Below are 17177 nucleotides of genomic sequence, written 5' to 3'. Positions count from 1 at the left end.
TGAAATACGCAAGGCGCATTTCAACGTCACAGGTCTCACCGGAGGTGAGACGCTGTGACCGGATTCGTCTTCAACGAGAAACCCATTCAGATCGAGTCCGGCGACGGACCGTATCTGTACGACGACAGCGGCACCGAGTACCTGGACATGGGCGCGAGCTACGCCTGCGTCCCGCTCGGCCACAGCCACGAGGCCGTCGACGAGGCCGTCCGGGACCAGCTCGACGACCTGACCTACGTCCAAGCCTCGTACCCCAACGCGGCCCGGACCGAATTGTACGAGAAACTGGCCGCCACCGCCCCGGACCCCATCGACAAGACGTGGCTCTGTAACTCCGGGACCGAGGCCAACGAGGCCGCGCTGAAGTTCGCCCGGAGCGCCACGGGCAACTCGAAGCTCATCGCGACGATGCAGGGGTTCCACGGCCGGACGATGGGCGCGCTCGCCACCACGTGGAAGAACAAGTACAAGAAGATGTACGAGCCGCTCATCGGCGACGTGGAGTTCGTCCCCTACGACGACCCCGAGGAACTCGCCGCGGCCGTCGACGACGAGACCGCGGGCGTCATCGTCGAACCCGTCCAGGGCGAGGGTGGCATCAACCCCGCCTCCACCGAGTTCCTCGAAACCGCCCGCGAGGCGACCGCGGACGTCGGTGCGGCGCTCATCTTCGACGAGGTCCAGACTGGGATGGGTCGGACGGGATCGCTGTGGGCCTGCGAGCAGGCTGGCGTCGTCCCGGACATGATCACGAGCGCGAAGGGGCTGGGCAACGGCTTCCCCGTCGGCGCGACGCTGTGTCGCGACTGGATCGCCGAGAACTACGGCTCGCACGCCTCGACGTTCTCCGGCGGCCCGGTCGTGTCGGCGGCCGCCAACGCCACCGTCTCGACCATCGTCGAGGAGGACCTGCCCGGCCACGCCGCCGAGATGGGCGACTACATCCTGACGGAACTGGAGTCGGCCATCGGTGACGACGTGCGCGAGATCCGCGGCGAGGGCCTGATGATCGGCGTCGAGGTCGGTCGCGGCGCCAACAAGGCGCTGAAGGAACTGGCGCTGAACCACGGCGTGCTGGCGCTGCCTGCCGGCCGAACCGTGGTGCGGCTGCTCCCGCCGCTAACCATCGAACAGGAGCAGGCTGACGCCGTGGTCGCGGCCCTGACCGACGTGCTGGCGGAGGACGACGACGCATGAGCGAGACGCAGTTCACCAGTACGAGCACGATCGACGTGGAAGGCGAGGCGCGGCAACTGCTGGTCGACCTCGTCGACACGCCGTCGGTCACCCGCGAGGAGCGAGAGTGTGCGGACGTCCTCAAGTCCTTCTTCGAGAGCCACGACCGCGAGGTGTGGATCGACGACGTCGGCAACGTCCGCGCCCCCGCCGACGACGGCTGCCTGCTGACCTCCCACATCGACACCGTTCCCGGGAACATCCCGGTCGAGATCAGAGAGGCCGAGGACAGCGACGAGCCGGCGCTCTGGGGTCGCGGCTCCGTCGACGCGAAAGGCCCCCTGGCGGCGATGGCCGTCGCCGCCGTGCGGACGGGTGCCTCGTTCGTCGGCGTCGTCGGCGAGGAAGTCGACTCGAAGGGCGGTCGCTACCTGGTCGAGGACCGCGAGAACGCGCCCGACGCCGTCGTCAACGGCGAGCCCTCCGGCTGGGAGGGCATCACGCTGGGCTACCGCGGCCTGGTCGCCGGGACGTACGTCGCGACGAGCGAGTCCGGCCACAGCTCTCGCCCGGAGAACAACGCCATCCAGGACGCCATCGCCTGGTGGTCGGCCGTCGAAGAGGAGTTCACCAACGACGAGTGGGAGGCCGTCTTCGAGCGCGTCACGCCCAAACCGACCATGATCGAGGGCGGACTGACGGAGGACGGCCTCTCGGTCGAGGCGACGATGGAAGTCCAACTGCGCGTCCCGCCCAGCATGAACACGGAGGAAGTCATCGAGATCACCGAGGGCCACCTCGACGTGGCCGACCGCGTCCACTGGAAAGACAGGGTCGAGCCCGTCATGCAGAGCCCCCGCACTGACGTGGCGCGAGCCTTCCGCGTCGCCATCCGCCAGGAAGGCGGCGACCCCCGACTGCTCCGGAAGACGGGGACGAGCGACATGAACGTCTACGCGCAGGAGTGGGACTGTCCCATGGTGACGTACGGACCCGGCGATTCGGACCTCGACCACGCGCCCAACGAACACCTTCCCCTCTCGGAGTACGACCGCTCGGTCGCCGTGCTGGAGGAGGTCGCGACGCGGCTGCTGGAGGCCTAACATGCCACGGTCACTACTGGACATCGACGACCTGACGACCGACGAACTCGACACCGTGCTCTCTCGTGCGGCCGACCTGAAAGCCCACGGCGACGGCGAACCCCTGCACAACCAGACGCTGGGAATGGTCTTCGAGAAACCCTCGACGCGCACCCGCGTCTCCTTCGAGACCGGGATGACACAGCTCGGTGGCCACGCCGTCTTCCTCGGCCCCGACGACATCCACCTCGGGCACGGGGAACCGGTCAAGGACACCGCCCGCGCGGTCGCCCGCTACGTGGATTTCATCATGGCGCGCGTGTTCGACCACGCCGACGTGGAGGAACTCGCCGAGTACGCCACCGTCCCGGTCATCAACGGGCTCACCGACGACGCACACCCCTGCCAGACGCTGGCGGATCTGCTGACGATCCGCGAGCAGTTCGGCGGGTTCGACGACGTCTCCGTGGCGTGGGTCGGCGACGGCAACAACGTCTGCCAGTCGTTCGTCATCGGCGCGGCCATGGCCGGGATCGACCTGACCGTCGCCACGCCCGAAGGCTACGGGATCGACGACGACGTGCGCGAACGCGCCGCCGACCTCGGCAACGAACCGGAGACGACCAACGATCCGGAGGCGGCCGTCGAGGACGCGGACGTCATCTACACGGACGTCTGGGTCAGCATGGGCCAGGAAGACCAGCGCGAGCAGAAACTCGCCGACTTCGAGGGCTTCCAGGTCGATTCTGCCCTCGTGGGAGATCGGACGGTGATGCACTGTCTGCCCGCCCACCGCGGCGAGGAGATCACCGACGAGGTCTTAGAGAGCGACAACGCCATCGTCTGGGACCAGGCCGAGAACCGGATGCACGCCCAGAACGGGCTGTTGACCTGGCTGGCTGAGCAGGAGTAGTCTCCGGCGAGCGACGTGAGCTGCTTTTTGGTCCAGATTTTTCAAGGACAGGGGCGCGACCGCAGGGAGCGACCCCGACGCAGAAAAAGGTGGCTTGGAACGGGCTGTCGACGTGGCTGGCTGAGTAGGCGTAAGGACCGAGCGCGAACGGAGTTCGACTTCACACGGACTGTTGCCCAGGCTATCCGAGCAAGCGTAGTGATTAGTCGATTGTCATAGAACGAAGGTAGAGAGTGAACAGACTCCGGGCACAGAGCAGGAAGCCGACGAGGCCGGCGATACCCACGAACGGCGTCAAGAAGACGCCACTGAGTCCGGGAGTGCGCTTGTTCGTGGCGAGCAAGTAGTTCCGTCCGTCGTGTCGGACGACGTACCAGCCAGACCCGAGGTTGTTGTAATCCGTCGGATACATGAACGCAGACACCGTCTGGTCTTCGGTCTCGACGACGTGCTTCCCACGATCTATCGTGTGGTCGACGACCTGCTGGCCGCGGGTAGAGAGGTTCGTGTAGCGGACGTGACCTTCGTGTGAAGCGTTGAACGTCCCCTCCTCTTCCGATTCTAATCTGTGGACGTAATCCGTGTTCAAGGTAGTCTGACCGGTCCAGATTGAACCGATCAGCAAAACTCCGCCAACAATAAGATAGAACCAGTTCCTGTCAGCCCACATTACTGTCGGATCTTCAGTCAGCTATTAAGTGTCTTCTGTTCAGCAAGTAAGCGACGGAGTTGGAATAGCGGTGTGGATGCAGCCAGCACCTGCATCCGCGCGAGCGAATGCGAGCGCGGTTCACGGGAGCGAGCGGAGCGAGGTCCCGACTTTTTCGCCCACGTTTTTCGAGGAGCGGGTCGCGAGCGACTGAGAGCGACCCCGACGAACAAAAAGGTGGAGTTGCATCACCGAAAGAGGACGCCGAGGATACAGAGAAGGAGCCCGACCAATCCGAAGGCGGACAGGAATGGGATGACGAGAATACTAACGAGCCCTGAGACCTCGTAAAGCCCCCACGTGGAACCAACCAACAGGAGGGTCCCGAGCAGCAGAAAGACCTGGCTCTTGTCGAGGTCCATTACGGTCCGGTCCTCGCGCCGGCACAAAGTGTTTTCTGGGCGTCACATGAGAGAATAGTGCTTATCGAGCCGTGAGCAGTCCGTCGTTCACCTTGCATCCGCGCGCCTGTGGCGCGCGGTTCACTGCCGGTGAATCGCGTAGCGACGAACCGGCAGCCTTTTTTGGTCCAGATTTTTTGGCCGGGGTCGAGCGCAGCGAGGCCCCGGTGAAAAAAGGTGGGGTTATTGGGAAAGGTGACTGGTGATGTCGGTCGAGGAGACCATCCCGATGTAGTCGTCCTCGACGACCGGCAGGTGGCTGATGCCGAAGGTGGTCATCATCTGGGCGGCTTCGTTGATCGGGAGGCCCGGCGGGACGGTCTCGACGGATTCGGTCATCACGTCGGTGACGTCGAGTTCCGACGTGTCCTTCCCCTCGGCGACGGCGTCGAGAATGTCCGTGCTGGTGATGATCGACGGCGGGGCAGAGGTGACGAGGAGCGCGCTCATTCCTTTCTCTCGCATTTCGGTCGCGGCCTGGACGAGGGTCACGTCCTCGGAAATCGTCTCGATCGGCGTCGTCATGAGATCTTCGACGCGGATCTGTTCGGTTGAGTTCATATGTCACATACCAACGGCCGGGGTTAATGGTCTTTCCAATACCGATGAGAGCACGGCCCGTGGCTGTTGGTAGCAATCCAGGAGGTCGTTCGACGCGACAGACTGTCAAGAGCGGGCGTCAGAGCTCCGGTGAACGAGTTGTGACGGTCGTCGCGGCGAGCTGGCAGGCGTTCGGTGGCGGGGCGGTAGGGAGCATCACCAACGACCGCGGATTCGCCGGGACCGCCGCCCTGAAACCAGTGGTCATCGTTAGTGAGACTACATGAGCGAGACCCCGTCGAGTCAGGCGGCGAGTGAGTCGCGCTGGCTCCCGGTGCGGCTCTGGGCCGACTACTGGCGCTACGTCGCCCTCTCCGGTGCGCTGTTCGCCGTCGGCATCGTCGTCGGTGCCCTCCTCGTGGATCTGGTCAGCTTGAGCGTGCTGTTCGGTGGCCGGGAACTCGAAGGCGCGTTTCCGGAGCCGACCGTCGGGCTCCTGGTCGTCAACAACGCCATCGTCATCCTGTTGCTCGTCGCCAGCAGCCTGACGCTCGGGCTCGTCACCGCCGCGGTTCTGCTGTACAACGGCGTCATCGTCGGATACGTCGCGACGGAGGTCGCCCGCGAAGGCGGACTCGCGGTGGTCCTGGTCGGCCTGTTGCCCCACGGCGTCCTCGAGATTCCCGCCTTCCTCTTTGCGAGTGCCGTCGCGTTCCGGTTCACGCATCAGGTGCTCGGGGCCGCTCTGGGTCGACGCGAGGACGTGATGACCCAGCGCGAACTCCGGGAAGCCGCCGTGATGGTCGTCGTCGCACTGGTGCTCATCCCCATCGCAGCGTTCGTCGAAGCCGAGATCACGACGGCGCTGCTCGATGGCATGCGAACCGGATAACGGGCAGCCACCGGCGCTTTTCTTTCGCGCTAGCGTACAGCGCGTATGCTCGAACTCGACGGGTCTGACGCGGGCGGACAGTTCCTCCGGCGGGCGCTGGCGCTGTCGATCCTGACCGACACGCCGGTGACCGTCGAGCACGTCCGGGGCTCGCGACCCGAACCGGGACTGAAGCCACAGCACCTCGCCGCCGTCCAGGCCGCAGCGGACGCCTGCGACGGCACCGTCGAGGGCGCACGACTGGGCGCCGAGACCGTCAGTCTCGATCCCGGCCGGCTGTCCGGCGGCACCGTAACTGCCGACATCCAGACGGCAGGCAGCGTCACACTGGTGTTCGATACGCTGCTCCCGCTCGCGCTCCGCATCGACGACCCGCTGACAGTGCGGGCGACGGGGGGCACCGACGTGGCGTGGTCACCGCCGATGACCTGGTACCGCCACGTGAAGCTCCCACTGCTCCGGGACCTGGGCGTCGAGGTCGCCGTCGACGTCGACCGGACCGGCTTCTATCCGGTCGGTGGCGGTGCGGCGACGCTCTCCCTCAACCCCTCCGATCCGGCACCCCTGGCACTGAGCGACCGCGGTTCCCTCGAAGGCATCCGCGTCTACTCGAAAGCCGCAAACGGCCTGGCCGACGCCGAAGTTGCCGAACGCCAGGCCGAGGCAGTGCTCGAACAGTTCGACGACGACGTCACCGTCCTCGAACGAACGATAAGTTACGTCGACACCGACTCCCCCGGGACGGCGTGCTGTGTCCGGGCCGACTACGAGAACGGCGTGGCCGGCGCCAGCGCGCTGGGCGAAAAAGGGAAGCCGGCGGAAGAAGTCGGCCGCGAGGCAGCGAGCGACGTTCATTCCTTTGAGGGCACAAACGCGGCAGTGGACCGCTACCTGGCCGATCAGCTGCTCGTCGTCCTCGTTGCCGCCGGTGGCGAGCTGACGATTCCGACGATGACCAATCACGTCGAGACGAGTCTGGCGTTGTTCGAGGCGTTCGGCGAGTCGGTCGACGTCAGTGAGAAAGACGAGAGAGTCGTCCTCCGGGCCGGCTAAGTACCGGGAAACACCCAGCACACGGGGTGAGCCTGCGGTAACGGCCCCCTTTATCCGGTTCGCACCGTTACCAGAAGCTATGGCAGAGGTCGATCCACAGCCTGATCGGTTCCGGGACCTCATGGTAGACGACGAGCCGGGGTTCGAGGAGGTGCTAACCTGTGTGTTCGGCGTCCAGCGCCACGAAGCCCGAACGTATCTGACGCTGCTGGACCAGCCGGGCAGCACCGTCGCCGAACTGGCAACGACGCTCGACCGCGACCGCAGCAACGTCAACCGATCACTCTCCACGCTCCGCGAGAAAGGACTCGCCACTCGCGAGCGACGCCTCCTCGACGGCGGGGGCCACGTCTACCAGTACACCGCGACGCCGCTCGACGACGCCCGCGAGTTGATGCACAACACGCTCGACGAGTGGGCCGCCTACGTCCACGAACGGATCGACGAGTTCGGTCTCGATCCCTAGGGGCTCTCAGTCCGACCCACCGACGGCACCGTTTTCCACCAGTGTGTGGTACGACCCCACATGCCACTCACGCTCGGCCTGACCGGCGACGTCATGCTCGGTCGAAAGGTAGACGAGTTCCAGCAGCGTCGGGCGGTCGACGCGGTGTGGGGCGAGGTGCTGGGGCACCTGCAGGCGCTCGACGGGCTGCTCATCAACCTGGAGTGTTGTCTCTCGACGCGCGGCCAGCCCTGGCGACGGACGTATCGACCGTTTCACTTCCGGGCCGATCCGGACTGGGCGCTACCGGCGCTCCAGGCCGCCGGCGTCAACTACGCCAGCCTGGCGAACAACCACCTGCTGGATTTCGAGGTGCCGGCGCTCCTCGACACCGTGGACGCGCTCACGGAAACCGGGATCGCTCACGCCGGCGCCGGGCGGACTGTCGAGGCCGCCCGTGAGCCAGCCATCGTCTCGTTCGACGGGCTCGACGTGGCGGTCGTCTCGCTGACCGACAACACGCCGGAATTCGCGGCAGGCCCCACCGAACCCGGCGTCGCCCACGTCCCGATGGAACTGGACCGAGAAGAGCGCGAGACGGTGCGGACGATCCTCGCCCGTGCCCGCCGACACGACCCAGACCTGCTCGTCGCGTCGCTGCACTGGGGACCGAACATGGTCGCAGAGCCGGCTGCCAACTATCGGGAGTTCGGCCACTTTCTCGTCGACGAGGGCGTCGATCTGATCCACGGGCACAGCGCCCACGTCTTCCAGGGGATCGAGGTGTACGAGGGCGTCCCCATCCTGTACGACTGCGGGGACTTCGTCGACGACTACCGCATTAACCGGGACCTCCGCAACGACCGGAGCTTCCTGTTCGAGGTAACGGTCGAGGACGGACGGGTGACCCGTCTGCGACTCCGACCGACCGAGATCGCGGACTATGCCGTTCACTGGGCCGACGGCGACGTGGCCCGGTGGTGTCGCGAGCGAATGCGCGAGCGGTCCAGTCCATTCGGGACGGCCGACGCGTTCGAACGGCTCGGACGAGGGCTGGAACTGACGGTCGCGTGAAAACCGCCCTCTTTTTGCGGCGTGCGGCCCTCGACACGCGCAATGACAGATCTCGGACTCTCCGGTCTGAAAGGAGACACCGTGCCCGACGTCGCCGACGACGGCGTCTGGCTCACCTGTATCGAGTGCGGACACGTTCACCCGCCGTTCGACGACGTCATCTACACCTGCGAGGAGTGCGACGGCCTGCTCGAAGCACGCTACGCAGACGCGCCGACGTTCGACGACTTCGAGGGCCGCGGCGTCTGGCGTCACAGTTCCGCGCTCCCCTTTGAGGAGGGCGTCACGCTTCCCGAGGGCGACACGCCGCTGCACTACGTTCCTCGACTGGAGGAAGACGTCGGCGTCCGGAACCTCCGGATCAAACACGAGGGGATGAATCCCACCGGCTCGTTCAAGGACCGTGGCATGACCGTCGGCGTCCGCGTCGCCGAGGAGGTCGGCGTCGACCGTCTCGCCTGCGCGTCGACCGGGAACACGAGCGCTGCACTCGCAGCCTACGGCGCTCGCGCCGGCCTCGAAACGCTCGTCTTGCTCCCCGCCGGGAAGGTCGCAGCCGGAAAGGTCGCCCAGGCCAGCCTCCACGGCGCGCGCATCCTCGAGGTCGACGGCAACTTCGACTCCTGTCTCGACATCGTCCAGGACCTCGCCGACCGCGGCGAGGCCTACCTGCTCAACTCGCTCAACCCCTTCCGCCTCGAAGGCCAGAAGACCATCGGCTTCGAGATCCTCGAACGCTTCCACGACGACGAGGGTCGCTTCCCCGACCGCATCGTCCTCCCCGTCGGCAACGCCGGCAACACCTCCGCGCTGTACAAGGCGTTCCGCGAACTCGTCGCCAGCGGCGAACTCGACGAAGATCAGGTACCCAAACTGACCGGCGTCCAGGCCGAGGGTGCGGCCCCGATGGTCGAAGCCATCGAGCACGGGTGGGACGACACCGAACGCTGGGACGAGGTCGAAACTCGCGCGACCGCCATCCGCATCGGCAACCCGGTCAACGCCCCGAAGGCGCTCCCCGGCATCCGGAACACCGACGGCACCGCCGTCGCCGTCTCCGACGAGCAGATCACCGCCGCCCAGCGCGACCTCGCGGAAGAGGGTATCGGCGTCGAACCGGCCTCCGCCGCCTCCGTCGCCGGCCTCCGCAAACTCCGCGACCAGGGCGAGATTGGCGCGGACGAAGACGTGGTCTGTCTCACCACCGGCCACCTCCTCAAGGACCCCGACGCGGCCGCCGAGGCCGGCGCTGACCCCGAACCAGTCCCCAACGACACGGACGAAGTCCTCGCTCACCTGCAGGACTGACGATACCCTCGACGGAACTTTTTGCGAGTCGCGACTGAACAGCAATTGAGACGGTCGTCTCGGTCGCTGGCGATGCGGCGAGGTCGACGAGGGTACCCGGACCCCCTGGCGCCACCATACCACCTGTTCCCCACTTCGCGTCGACTACAAAAATTCAGCTACCAGGTAGAAATATATACGTACAGTTTGAATAAAATACAGTGCAAATCACCTACCAGAAACATCCCAGAGAGGCGCGGAAACCGCCAGACTGCAGGGCGTCGGCCGGGCGTGTGACCCCTGTCTGACGGAACTTTTTGAGACTGTGGCACATATTGGTACTCCCGCGACGATGGTACCCGAAACCACCCACAGCCAGCCCGGGGGGGCACCCGAAACGCAGGTCGACACGGCACCAGGCGTGCCACTCGATGCGACTGCGGTCGAGACCGAGGCGAACTCGCTGGCCGCTGAGACACGGCCGGTCTCTGCGGCGACGCGTCTCAGACTCGACAGGATGGAACGAACGATTCTCCACACGCGGATCGCCGCCCTCGAGCGAGCGCTCGAAGCCAAGGATCGACAGCGAACCGCGATCGTCGACCGGTACGAGACGATCGTCGCCGACCTCGAACGGCGAACCGACGACGACGCAGTGGCGATCGAGTTCGACGGCGACGCGACGGCCAGCCAGGACGGCCTCCTAGGGAGTCTCCACTCGCTTCTCGAACGCCGCTAGTCCCCCGACTCAGGACCGTTTTCCCGGAATGCCGATCGTCTGTGCGTCACCAGCCGACGCCGTGTCGGCCGCAACCGTCGCCCGGCGCTGTTCGGCCGCGGCGCGGAAGAACTGCGAGAGATACCAGACGGTCTCCGTCGAGTACGTCTCGAACGACGGCGGCGACGAGCCGTCGGTCGTCGCGTCGTTCGACCCGAAACGTACGAGCAGCGCCGTGACGACCGCGGCGAGCGACCGCCACAGCCGAGACAGTCCAGCCCCGACTGTCGGCGACTGGTCGACGGCTGCTCCCCGGGTTCGATCCTCGACTCGCTTTCGCCGTGCGACCAGTCCTTCGAGTCGTGCGGCGATCGTCATCAGCGCCTGCAGGTCGAGCGGGCCGGTCGGATCGACGCCGGCTACATCTGAAATCAGGTCCCGGTAGGGTTCCACTGACAGCCGCCACACGTCGCCATCTCGTTCGAGTCCGGGGACCGGTGGCTCCCGGTGAACGGTCGGCGGACACGGCGTGACAAGTTCGTCGACACTCATTCGGACGTTCGGATTGAAATGAGCGAGTGTGTATTAAATACACTCATCTCTTGAACGCCATACGCTATATTTTTCCATCGGTTCTATATACTCGTGTGAGATTCTGCCATTCGTCGGTGGATTCGGATACACAGCGCAGCCGCTGACCGGCGCACCGAAAGCAGAAAAATCAGCGACCGGGTGAGCGGTCAGTCGTCGCTCGTGTCGGCGTCGACGGTACCGTTCAGCGAGATGTGACTGACGTTGATGATCCGCTCGTCTTCGAGGATGCTCTCGAGGACCTCCTCGGATGGCGCTTCGTCGAGGTTGTACACCGAGAGCGCTTCGCCGCCGATGGTCTCGCGGGCGTTGAACATGGCCGCGATGTTGACGTCGTGGTCGCCGAGCGTCGAGCCGATGAAGCCGATGACGCCGGGGACGTCCTCGTTGCGCGCGACCAGCATGTGGCCGTGCGGGATGGCGTCGACGCGGTAGCCGTCGATGCGGACGATGCGCGGGTCCTCGCCGGCGAACTGGGTGCCGCAGACGCTGACCTCTTCGTCGCCGTTCTTGACGGTGACCGTCACGAGGCTCTGGAAGTCCTCGGAGGAACGGCTCTTCGATTCGACGACGTCGATGCCGCGCTCTTCGGCGATGCGCGGGGCGTTGACGGCGTTGACCTGCCACTCCAGGGGCTCGAAGACGCCCTTGAGCGCGCTCGCGGTGACGAGATCGAGGTCTTCCTCGGCGATGTCGCCGGCGTAGGAGACGTCGACCTCCTCGACGCGATCGTCGAACAGCTGGACGGCGATCTTGCCGGCCGTCTCCGCGAGGTCGATGTACGGGCGCACGCGGGGGAACGCCGACTCGTCCATCGACGGGGCGTTCAGCGCGTTCATGACCGGCTCGCCGCGGAACGCGGCCATGACCTGGTCGGCGGCGCTCGTCGCGACGTTCTCCTGTGCTGCGGAGGTGCTCGCGCCGAGGTGCGGCGTCACGATGACGTCCTCGACGTCGAGCAGCGGGTTGTCCGGGTCGACGGGCTCTTCGGCGAACACGTCGATCGCCGCGCCGGCGAGCTGGTCGTTCTCGACGGCCTCCGCCAGGGCCGGCTCGTCGATGATGCCACCGCGGGCGCAGTTGACGACGTAGCCGCCGTCGAGCTTGGCAAGTTCCTCTTCGCCGATCATGTTCTCGGTCTCGGGCGTCAGCGGCGTGTGGATCGTGATGAAGTCCGCTTCCTCGAGACATGCGTCGAGGTCGTCAGCCAACTCCGCACCGAGCTGCTCGGCGCGTTCCTCCGAGATGTACGGGTCGAACGCGACGAGGTTCATGCCGAGCGAACCCAGGCGCTTGGCGACCTCCTGCCCGACGCGGCCGAGGCCGACGATGCCCAGCGTCTTCCCGTTGAGTTCCGTCCCGAGGAAGTCGCTTTTCGCCCACTCGCCGTTCTGGAGGCGCTCGTGGGCCTGTGGGATCGAACGCGCCGTCGCGAACGCCATCGCGACCGTGTGCTCGGCGGCCGCCCGGACGTTGCCCTCCGGAGCGTTGGCGACGATGACGCCGTGTTCGGTGGCCGCCTCGATGTCGATGTTGTCGACGCCGATGCCGGCCCGGCCGACGATGACCAGATCGTCGGCAGCGTCGAGCACCTCGTCGGTGACTTCCGTGCCCGAGCGGACGATGAGTCCGTTGGCGTCCTTGACTGCGTCGAGCAATTCCTCGCCCTCGATGTCGTAGGCCGTCTCCACGTCGTGGCCCGCCGCGCGGAGTCGTTGAATGCCCGCGTCAGCGATAGGGTCCGTGACGAGTACCTTCATGCGCGAACCATTCCAGTCGGCAGCCATAACCCTTTCTTCATCGACCCGCGCAGCCGTGATGGAGACGGCGGTAACCGGGAGCTTTGAAACCCCTGCCTGCGAACGGGGGAACATGACACTCGTAGCCTTCGACTTCGACGGGACGCTCTCTGACTCGGAGATGACAGTGTTGCTCGGCGAGCAGTGCGGCGTCGCGGGCGACATGGAGACGATCACCGAACGGGCGATGAACGACGAGATCGAGTACGCCGAAAGCCTCCGCCAGCGCTGTGGCCTGCTGGAAGGGCTCTCCCAGGAGAAAGCGGAAGCCGCCTTCGACCAGGTCGTCCTCCGTGAGGACGCGAACACGGTCATCGACGAGCTCAACGAGGCCGGCGTCCACACCGCCATCCTCACCGGCGGCTTCGAGCGCGGCGTCGAGCGCGCCCTGGAGAAAGCCGGCGTCTCCGTCGACTCCATCGTCGCCAACCGGCTCCCGATGGAAGACGGCGAGCTCACCGGCGAGGTCGAGGGACCGCTCATCGAGGGGACGAAAGACGACGCCCTCGAAGACCTGGCCGGGACGGTCGGCGTCGACATGGACGACACCGTCGCGGTCGGCGACGGCGCGAACGACCTGCCGATGCTGGAAGTCGCCGGCCTCTCGGTCGGGTTCGACCCGAAACCGGCCGTCGAACCGTCCTGTGACACCGTCGTCCTCTCGATGTCGGAACTCCAGGGCGTGCTGGAAGCGGAGAGCGTCCTGCAGCCCTGAGCCACCGACGCGGGCGTATCAGCCACCGAACGTTTCGTTTTGCCGGCGATTCGGGCAACCGTTATTCACCGGAACGTGGTAACGAGGGTCATGAAGACCACGGACGGATACGAGCGACTGCTGGTGCCAGTCGACGGGAGCGACGCGGCCATGGTGGCGCTGGACGAGACGCTGACGCTGGCCGACCGGCTCAACGCGTCGATCCACAGCCTCTACGCCGTCGATCCCAGCCACGCCCACGGGTTCACGACCGAGGACCTCGTCCTCGCGGCGCTCGAAGACGAGGGGGAGGCGACCCTGGCCGACGTTCGCGAGCGCTGTCAGGCCCACGACGTCCCCGTCGAGACGACGATCGAGCGCGGCCACCCGAGCGACGCCATCCTCGACTACGCGACCGACAACGGGATGGACCTGATCGTGATGGCGACCCACGGCCGCCGGGGCCTGGACCGGTTCCTCCTCGGCAGCGTCACCGAACACGTCATTCGTCACGCGGACGTGCCGGTGTTGACGGTCCGGGCACCGGCCGAGTGAGCACCACGCGAAGGCGTCCGACTCCCGAGCCGAACGTAGCCCACTGTACGGCATATAGCGCTATTGTCAACATTTATAAACACTTTATCTGCAGGCCCCCCTCCACGGGAGTGAGCGAGAGATGATAGCTCCAGCAATAGTTGGCTCGTTGATATCGTATGTGAGCCAGTGGACCAGCCGAGGGCACGGCGGTGGAGCTACTGGGAGCGACACCCAGAAAACAGATCAGTGTTCGAATACGATGAGGGAGGACCGGGGCGGGCGGCGGGACCGTCTGTCGCTCACCCGCGGCGTCGAGGGGTCCCGCGGATGAGCGACTTCGACAAACCGCTGGTGAAGTTGACCGACGCGCGGGTCCTCCGGCGGACGGTCGAACAGGCGGGCCACGCGATCATGTTGGTGGATACGGACGGTACGATCGAATACGTCAATCCGGCGTTCGAGCGGATCACGGGCTACACCGCGGCGGAAGCGATCGGCGAGAACCCGCGACTCCTGAACTCCGGCGAGCACGACAAGTCGTTCTTCGCGGACCTCTGGGGCACGATTCTTTCGGGCGAGGTCTGGGAGAGCGAACTCGTCAACAGGCGCAAGGACGGGTCGCTCATGCACGTCGATCACACCATCGCACCCGTGACCGACTACGACGGAACCATCGAGAAGTTCGTCGCCGTGTTCACGGACGTCACGGAACAGAAACTGGAGCGACAGCAGCTCCAGGTCCTCTATCGACTGCTCAGGCACAACCTCCGGAACGAACTCAACGTCGTGATGGGGTACGGTGACGCCATCCGCACGGAGACGACCGACGAGCGGGTCGCCGACTACGCACGGGCGATCGAAGACGCCTGTGCCCGTCTGACGCGGGTCAGCGAGAAGGCCAACACCGTCCACTCGACTGTCAACGACGTCGGGAGCGGGACGGGCTGCGTGGACGTCGTCTCGACGGTCGCCGAGCAGATCGACGCGCTGCGCGACGCCTGCGAGCACGCGACCATCTCGCTGACGGCCCCCGACGGGCGCGCCCCCGTCAAAGTGCCCGTCGTGATCGCGATCGAGGAGTTACTGGAGAACGCGATCGATCACAACGACGCCGAGACGCCGGTCGTCGACCTCACCATCGAACGGAACGAGCGGCGCGACGGGAATCCCTTCGGCCCGGAGTCCTGGGTCGCGATCACAGTCAGCGACAACGGGCCCGGCATCCCGGCGCAGGAGCGAGCGACGGTCCGAGCCGGCAAGGAAACCCCGCTCCAGCACGGCAGCGGCCTGGGACTGTGGCTGGTGAGCTGGATCACGCGCCAGGTGGGTGGAAAAATCGACATCGAGACGCACGACCCGCGCGGGACGACCGTCTCGGTGTTCGTGCCCGAAAGTTCGTCTGCCGACGCGTCCGGGGGGAAGTCCGGGCGACGCATCGGCGTCTCGGACTGACACGCCGCCCGCCACACGGTCGAGACCCGTCCGCAGTGCCGCTTACGTCGCCTGGTCGATCGCCTGATCGAGGTCCGCTTTGATGTCCTCGACGCCTTCGAGCCCGACCGAGAGGCGCACGAGGTCGTCGGTGACGCCCGCGGCTTCCTTCTCTTCTGCGGTGAGTTGCTGGTGGGTCGTCGAGGCGGGGTGGATGACGAGCGTCTTCGCGTCGCCGACGTTGGCCAGCAGGCTGGCGATCTCCGTGGATTCGACGGTGCCGCGAGCCGCCTCGTAGCCGTCCTCTAGACCGAAGGTGAGCATGCCACCGTAGCCGCCCTCTAGGTACTTCGAGGCGTTGTCGTGGGTCTCGTGGTCTTCCAGGCCGGGGTACGTGACCCAGGAGACTTCGGGGTGGTCCTGGAGGAACTCCGCGACGGCCAGCGCGTTCTCGGAGTGAGCGCGCATGCGATGAGGCAGCGTCTCCAGTCCCTGGAGCGTCTGCCAGGCGTCGAAGGGCGACTGCTGGTTGCCCAGGTCGCGCAGGCCGCGGGCGATGGCGGTGTAGGTGAAGGCCTGCTCGCCCATCGCCTCGGCGAAGTTGACGCCGTGGTACGCGGGGTTGTCCTGGGCGATCTCCGGGTAGTCCTCGGCGTGGGCGCTCCAGTCGAAGTTGCCCCCGTCGACGACGACGCCGCCGACAGTGGTGCCGTGGCCGTGAATCCACTTCGTCGTGGAGTTCCACACCAGGTTCGCGCCGTGCTCGATGGGGTTACAGAGCGCGGGCGTCGCGAAGGTGTTGTCCATGAGCAGCGGGATGCCGTGGTCCTCCGCGATACCGGCAAGCCGCTCGATGTCCGGCGTCACCAGCGCGGGGTTGCCGATCGTCTCGCAGTGGATGTACTTCGTGTTCTCGTCGATTGCCTCCTCGTATGCATTGTAGTCAAGCGTATCCACGAACCGCGCCTCGACGCCCTGGCGGGGGAGCGTGTGGGAGTAGTAGGTGTACGTCCCGCCGTAGAGCGAGGACGCAGTGACGATGTTGTCGCCCGGGCCGGCCAGCACGAAGTCGGTGAGGTTGAGCGCGGCCATCCCGGAGGCGGTGGCGACGGCGCCGACGCCGCCCTCCAGCGCGGCGATGCGCTCCTGGAGCGTCTCGACGGTCGGGTTCATCAGCCGCGAGTAGATGTAGCCCGGTTTCTCCAGTGCGAACTGGGAAGCGGCGTCCTCGGCGTCCTCGAAGACGTAGGACGTGGTCTGATAGATCGGCGGTGCGCGCGCGCCCGTCGCCGCGTCGGGCTCTTCCTGCCCGACGTGCAGGGACTTCGTCTCGATGGACTCGTCGTCGTCAGTCATGTTTGAACAGTGAGAGGGAGGGGGCGACATTATACCTGTCCCAATGTGCATTATCCGCCCGTATCTCTGACGCGGCCCGGGAGTGTGAACACTACGTTCCAGATACGTTGACACGACAGGACGACTAGAAAGGTACCGCTATACGAGCGGGGTGGCAACCACCTGGCAATGTGTGGACGACTGGGAGGGAACCGGCGCGGCGTCCTCGAACGAATCAGCGACCACCCGTGGCGGGCGGCGGGTGCCATCGCTGCCCTGGGAGCGACGGCAGTCATCGTCCAGGGAGCAGTGAGCGCGGCCGGCACGTCGGTCGCGACCGTCCAAGGGGCGAGAATTGCGCTCTCGGCGGCCGTGACGGTCTCGCTGGAGCGGCCCGCGTACCCGGTCGCGGTGCTGGCGGGGCTCGCGGTGCTGTTGCGTCGGTCGTAGAGACAAGCATCCGCGCGCCCTGTGGCGCGCGGTTCACGCGAGCGACACGG

Annotated in this window: 19 protein-coding genes; 13 read left to right on the top strand and 6 right to left on the bottom strand. The window is 66.0% G+C overall.

Going from position 1 to position 17177, the window contains the following annotated elements; all coding sequences use genetic code 11:
• Positions 1-54: 54 nt before the first annotated feature.
• Genes ACFR9U_RS06595 through argF form a run of 3 tightly spaced genes read left to right on the top strand, consistent with a single transcriptional unit; the run spans position 55 to position 3171 of the window.
• The gene (locus ACFR9U_RS06595; protein WP_247379277.1) at positions 55-1197 is read left to right on the top strand and encodes an aspartate aminotransferase family protein; all 1143 of its coding nucleotides are present in this window, start codon (positions 55-57) and stop codon (positions 1195-1197) included.
• A complete protein-coding gene (locus tag ACFR9U_RS06590; protein WP_247379279.1) occupies positions 1194-2279 on the top strand; it encodes a [LysW]-lysine hydrolase in 1086 nt (361 codons plus the stop codon). The genes ACFR9U_RS06595 and ACFR9U_RS06590 overlap by 4 nt, the downstream gene beginning before the upstream one ends.
• Position 2280: 1 nt before the next feature.
• Positions 2281-3171: an ornithine carbamoyltransferase gene (argF, locus tag ACFR9U_RS06585; protein WP_247379281.1), complete on the top strand. Its 891-nt coding sequence runs from the start codon at positions 2281-2283 to the stop codon at positions 3169-3171.
• Positions 3172-3373: 202 nt separating this feature from the next.
• Here argF and ACFR9U_RS06580 read toward each other — a convergent pair whose 3' ends face one another.
• The 3 genes from ACFR9U_RS06580 to ACFR9U_RS06570 form a co-directional block, all read right to left on the bottom strand.
• Positions 3374-3760, bottom strand: coding sequence for a DUF7979 domain-containing protein (locus tag ACFR9U_RS06580; RefSeq protein ID WP_247379283.1), 387 nt, complete (start codon positions 3758-3760; stop codon positions 3374-3376).
• Positions 3761-4068: 308 nt separating this feature from the next.
• Positions 4069-4242, bottom strand: coding sequence for a hypothetical protein (locus ACFR9U_RS06575; protein WP_247379285.1), 174 nt, complete (start codon positions 4240-4242; stop codon positions 4069-4071).
• Positions 4243-4464: 222 nt separating this feature from the next.
• On the bottom strand, positions 4465-4842 hold the full coding sequence (locus tag ACFR9U_RS06570; RefSeq protein ID WP_247379287.1) for a CBS domain-containing protein: 378 nt from the start codon (positions 4840-4842) through the stop codon (positions 4465-4467).
• A 262-nt stretch (positions 4843-5104) separates the two neighbouring features.
• Here ACFR9U_RS06570 and ACFR9U_RS06565 point away from each other — a divergent pair, with 262 nt between their 5' ends.
• From ACFR9U_RS06565 to ACFR9U_RS06540, 6 genes are all read left to right on the top strand, one after another.
• A complete protein-coding gene (locus ACFR9U_RS06565; protein ID WP_247379290.1) occupies positions 5105-5713 on the top strand; it encodes a stage II sporulation protein M in 609 nt (202 codons plus the stop codon).
• A 45-nt stretch (positions 5714-5758) separates the two neighbouring features.
• On the top strand, positions 5759-6766 hold the full coding sequence (gene rtcA / locus ACFR9U_RS06560) for an RNA 3'-terminal phosphate cyclase (protein WP_247379292.1): 1008 nt from the start codon (positions 5759-5761) through the stop codon (positions 6764-6766).
• 79 nt (positions 6767-6845) lie between these two features.
• Positions 6846-7232 carry a helix-turn-helix domain-containing protein gene (locus ACFR9U_RS06555; protein WP_247379294.1) on the top strand — a complete coding sequence of 129 codons (387 nt, stop codon included), beginning with the start codon at positions 6846-6848 and terminating at the stop codon, positions 7230-7232.
• A gap of 60 nt (positions 7233-7292) precedes the next feature.
• The gene (locus tag ACFR9U_RS06550; protein ID WP_247379296.1) at positions 7293-8285 is read left to right on the top strand and encodes a CapA family protein; all 993 of its coding nucleotides are present in this window, start codon (positions 7293-7295) and stop codon (positions 8283-8285) included.
• Positions 8286-8327: 42 nt separating this feature from the next.
• Positions 8328-9593 (top strand): threonine synthase, encoded by a 1266-nt coding sequence (thrC, locus tag ACFR9U_RS06545; RefSeq protein WP_247379298.1) that lies wholly within the window; start codon positions 8328-8330, stop codon positions 9591-9593.
• A gap of 331 nt (positions 9594-9924) precedes the next feature.
• Entirely contained in the window at positions 9925-10311 is a 387-nt protein-coding gene (locus tag ACFR9U_RS06540) for a hypothetical protein (RefSeq protein ID WP_247379300.1), read from the top strand.
• A 9-nt stretch (positions 10312-10320) separates the two neighbouring features.
• Here the strand turns inward: ACFR9U_RS06540 and ACFR9U_RS06535 are convergent, their stop codons facing one another.
• On the bottom strand, positions 10321-10842 hold the full coding sequence (locus tag ACFR9U_RS06535) for a hypothetical protein (protein ID WP_247379302.1): 522 nt from the start codon (positions 10840-10842) through the stop codon (positions 10321-10323).
• A gap of 188 nt (positions 10843-11030) precedes the next feature.
• A complete protein-coding gene (gene serA, locus ACFR9U_RS06530; RefSeq protein WP_247379305.1) occupies positions 11031-12641 on the bottom strand; it encodes a phosphoglycerate dehydrogenase in 1611 nt (536 codons plus the stop codon).
• Positions 12642-12753: 112 nt separating this feature from the next.
• On the opposite strand from serA, the gene serB reads away from it, so the two are divergent.
• From serB to ACFR9U_RS06515, 3 genes are all read left to right on the top strand, one after another.
• Positions 12754-13395, top strand: coding sequence for a phosphoserine phosphatase SerB (gene serB / locus ACFR9U_RS06525; protein ID WP_247379307.1), 642 nt, complete (start codon positions 12754-12756; stop codon positions 13393-13395).
• Positions 13396-13485: 90 nt separating this feature from the next.
• Complete coding sequence (locus tag ACFR9U_RS06520; RefSeq protein WP_247379310.1) at positions 13486-13929, top strand: universal stress protein; 444 nt, start codon at positions 13486-13488, stop codon at positions 13927-13929.
• Positions 13930-14238: 309 nt separating this feature from the next.
• A complete protein-coding gene (locus ACFR9U_RS06515; RefSeq protein WP_247379312.1) occupies positions 14239-15363 on the top strand; it encodes a PAS domain S-box protein in 1125 nt (374 codons plus the stop codon).
• 42 nt (positions 15364-15405) lie between these two features.
• On the opposite strand, the gene ACFR9U_RS06510 is transcribed toward ACFR9U_RS06515, so the two are convergent.
• Positions 15406-16698, bottom strand: coding sequence for an O-acetylhomoserine aminocarboxypropyltransferase/cysteine synthase family protein (locus tag ACFR9U_RS06510; RefSeq protein WP_247379314.1), 1293 nt, complete (start codon positions 16696-16698; stop codon positions 15406-15408).
• Between the two features lie 168 nt (positions 16699-16866).
• Here ACFR9U_RS06510 and ACFR9U_RS06505 point away from each other — a divergent pair, with 168 nt between their 5' ends.
• Positions 16867-17127 carry a hypothetical protein gene (locus ACFR9U_RS06505; protein ID WP_247379316.1) on the top strand — a complete coding sequence of 87 codons (261 nt, stop codon included), beginning with the start codon at positions 16867-16869 and terminating at the stop codon, positions 17125-17127.
• The last annotated feature ends 50 nt before the right edge of the window (positions 17128-17177 follow it).

The sequence above is a fragment of the Halorientalis brevis genome (genome assembly GCF_042678165.1).
In the GTDB taxonomy this organism is placed as follows: Archaea; Halobacteriota; Halobacteria; order Halobacteriales; family Haloarculaceae; genus Halorientalis; species Halorientalis brevis.
The sequence above is the reverse complement of the archived record's forward strand: the minus strand, read 5'-3'. Positions and strand labels throughout refer to the sequence as shown.